The organism is Curtobacterium sp. MCBD17_028 (genome assembly GCF_003234875.1).
In the GTDB taxonomy this organism is placed as follows: Bacteria; Actinomycetota; Actinomycetes; order Actinomycetales; family Microbacteriaceae; genus Curtobacterium.
Genome location: NZ_QKTQ01000032.1, coordinates 1 through 2,295, shown reverse-complemented (window position 1 = coordinate 2,295; position 2,295 = coordinate 1). Strand labels below are relative to the sequence as shown.

Sequence of the window (2,295 nt, the reverse complement as noted above, 5' to 3'; positions counted from 1 at the left end):
GGGTGCTCCGACGCGGGGCGCCCACACCCGGGGCCGGGGCCGGGGCCGCGTCCGGGAGGACCGCCTGCGTCGAGAGCGCCGACTCCGCCCCGGGTGTGGGCGCCCCGCGTCGGAGCACCCCGCTCGGCAGGAAGAGGGCCAGCACCGCCGCCAGGAGCACCACGCCGGCGCCCACGACCACGGCGGGCTGGGCGGCCGACACGTACCCCGTCGGCGTCAGCTGGCCGCCCGCGCCCGTGAACACCGCGGTGAGGACGGCGATCCCGAGCGCGATCCCGATCTCGCGGAGCGTCGAGTTCGTGCCGGACGCCTTGGCGTGGTCCTCCGGGGGCATGCTCGCCAGGACCGCCGTGGACAGCGGCGCGAACACCAGGCCCATGCCGACGCCCGCCAGCAGGAAGCCCGGCAACAGCACGCCGTATCCGACGTCCGCCGACATCGTCAGTGCGATCTCGAACAGGCCCGCCGACAGGAGCACGAGCCCGCCGACGATGAGCGCACGGGTCCCGACGCGCGGGGCGATGAACCCCGTGAGCGGTGCGATGACCATCGGCGCGAGGGTCCAGGGCATCGTGGCGACGCCGGCCTGCAGCGGGGTGTTCCCCTGCACGATCTGCAGGAACTGGATGAGGATGAACACCGCGCCGAACGTGCCGAAGCTGAACGCGGTCGCGACGGCGTTCGCGAGCGTGAAGCCCCGGTCCCGGAACAGTCGCAAGGGGAGGAGCGGTGCGCTCGTGCGGGCCTCCCGGACGATGAAGGCGGCGAGGAGCGCGGCGCCGGCGACCAGGGCGCCGACGACCTGACCACTGCCCCAGCCTGCGTCGTTGCCACGGACGACCCCGAACACGATGCCGAGCACGCCGAGCCCGGCGAGGAGCACACCGATGACGTCGGCGCGGAGTCTCGCGCCGAGTGCGTTCGGGAGCGCGGCGAGCGCGAGCGGGACGGCGATGACGCCGACCGGCACGTTGAGCCAGAAGATCGCCTGCCAGTTCCAGCCCTCGACGACGGCACCGCCGATGAGCGGGCCGAGCGCGACGCCCAGGCCGGACACGCCGCCCCACACGCCGATCGCGAGGGAGCGTGCCCGGTCGGGCACACTGCCGACGAGCAGGGTGAGCGAGAGCGGCATGATCGCGGCAGCACCGGCGCCCTCGAGCGCTCGGGCGGCGATGAGCGCGGTGGGGTCCCCGCTCACGGCGCACAGCGCGGAGGCGACCGTGAAGATCGCGATGCCGACCACGAACACGTGTCGACGCCCGAAGCGGTCCCCGATGCCGACGGCGAGCAGCATGAGGGCGGCGAACGCCAGGGTGTAGGCGTTCGTGATCCACTGCAGGTCCTCGACCGAGGCGCCGAGGTCCTCGTGGATGACGGGAAGCGCGCTCGTGACCACGAGGTTGTCGAGCGTGGCCATGAACATCGGGAGCGAGGCGGCGAGGATCGCCAGCCAGACCGGGATGCGACGGGTGGGTGGAGCTGAAGCGGTCATCGTTGCCTCCGCGGATCGGGTGCCGGCCGGGAGGCCCGACACCAGTTGTAATCCGATGATCACAAACCGTAGTAATCGGTTGATACCATGTCAAGCGTGAGTCCCGCATCGTCCCCGACCGCTGCTGCGTCCGCTGGATCCGCCGCATCCCCCGCGACCCGGATGCCCGCGGCGGAGCGTCGCGTCCTCATCCTCGACATCGCGCGCACCGTGTTCGGGCGACGCGGGTACCACGGCACGACGACCGACCAGATCGCCAGCGCCGCGGGCATCAGCCAGCCCTACGTCGTGCGGATGTTCGGTACGAAGGAGAAGCTGTTCCTCGAGGTCCTCGCCGACACGCTCGACACCCTCATGGCGGCGTTCCGGACCGCCCTCGACGGCGCGGTCGCCCGCGGCGAGGACGAGCACGGCGCGGCACGGGCGGTGGGCAACGCGTACCTCGACCTCGCTGCCACGCGCGGGTTCCACACGCTGCTGCTCCAGGCGTTCGTGTCGGGAGCCGATCCCGCGATCGGCGCCGCGGCACGAGCCGGGTTCCTCGAGATCTACCGGTTCCTCGTGCACGACGCGGGGTTCACGCCCGAGCGCGTGCACGAGTTCCTCGGCAGCGGCATGCTGTTCAGCGTCCTGCTCGGGATCGAGATGCCCGGCCTGTACGACACGGACGACGACGCCGCGGCGCTCATGCAGGCGAGCTTCGGTGACAAGTGCGCCGCCATCGTCGACTTCGCGCGCACGCACGCGGACTGACCCGGCCCCGGCCCGGCCCGGCCCGGCCCGGCCCGGCCCGGCCGGGC

General features: G+C 72.7%; 2 protein-coding genes. One reads left to right on the top strand and one right to left on the bottom strand.

Annotated features, from left to right (window positions below; genetic code table 11):
* The coding region (locus tag DEI86_RS16260; RefSeq protein ID WP_111050194.1) for an MFS transporter at positions 1 to 1,495 on the bottom strand (1,495 nt) is incomplete at its 3' end.
* 96 nt (positions 1,496 to 1,591) lie between these two features.
* Here DEI86_RS16260 and DEI86_RS16255 point away from each other — a divergent pair.
* Complete coding sequence (locus tag DEI86_RS16255; RefSeq protein ID WP_181439825.1) at positions 1,592 to 2,248, top strand: TetR/AcrR family transcriptional regulator; 657 nt, start codon at positions 1,592 to 1,594, stop codon at positions 2,246 to 2,248.
* Positions 2,249 to 2,295 lie beyond the last annotated feature (47 nt).